The sequence below is a fragment of the Flavobacterium panici genome (genome assembly GCF_903819335.1).
Classification (GTDB): Bacteria; Bacteroidota; Bacteroidia; order Flavobacteriales; family Flavobacteriaceae; genus Flavobacterium; species Flavobacterium panici.
Window position 1 is genome coordinate 1 of record NZ_CAIJDE010000066.1, and the last position, 629, is coordinate 629.

The 629-nt window shown below is 29.6% G+C and carries 1 protein-coding gene; it reads left to right on the forward strand.

The genetic code is table 11. The features are described 5' to 3' along the window. On the forward strand, positions 1–555 hold a 555-nt coding region (locus FLAPXU55_RS23100), incomplete at its 5' end, for an IS3 family transposase (RefSeq protein WP_180861690.1). Positions 556–629: the final 74 nt, after the last annotated feature.

Genomic DNA, 629 nt, shown 5'->3' on the forward strand with positions numbered 1-629 from the left:
ATTTGCCCTAATCAATTATGGGTAAGTGATATAACATATTGGAGAATTAAGGATAGTTTTATGTACATAAGTTTTGTTACTGATGCTTATTCCAGAAAAATTATCGGTTATCATTTGGCCAATAGTTTACAAACCTCAGAAACGATTCAAGCTTTACAAATGGCAATATCAAATCTTTCAGAAGAATCTAAAGATGAATTACAACTGATACATCATTCAGATAGAGGGACGCAATATTGCAGTAATGAATATGTAAAGTTATTAGAAACCCATAACATTGGTATTAGTATGACAGAAAATGGGGATCCTTTGGAAAATGCAATAGCAGAACGGGTAAATGGTATTATTAAAGAAGAGTATTTAGATGATTATCAAGTTGATAATATACAAGAAGCTAAAGAATTATTAGACGCAGTTATTAAGTTATATAACAACGAAAGGCCGCATATGAGTATAGGAAACCTTACACCAAACCAAGTACATCAAAACAATATAAAAACAGAAAAATTATGGAAGAATTATTATGTAAAAAGTCCTACTATTGTAAACCAATAGCAGGACTAAAATATAGTTGTAAATCTATTTTAGGATTAAGTGTAAATATGTAAACTTTTTTTAGGACGAGACAC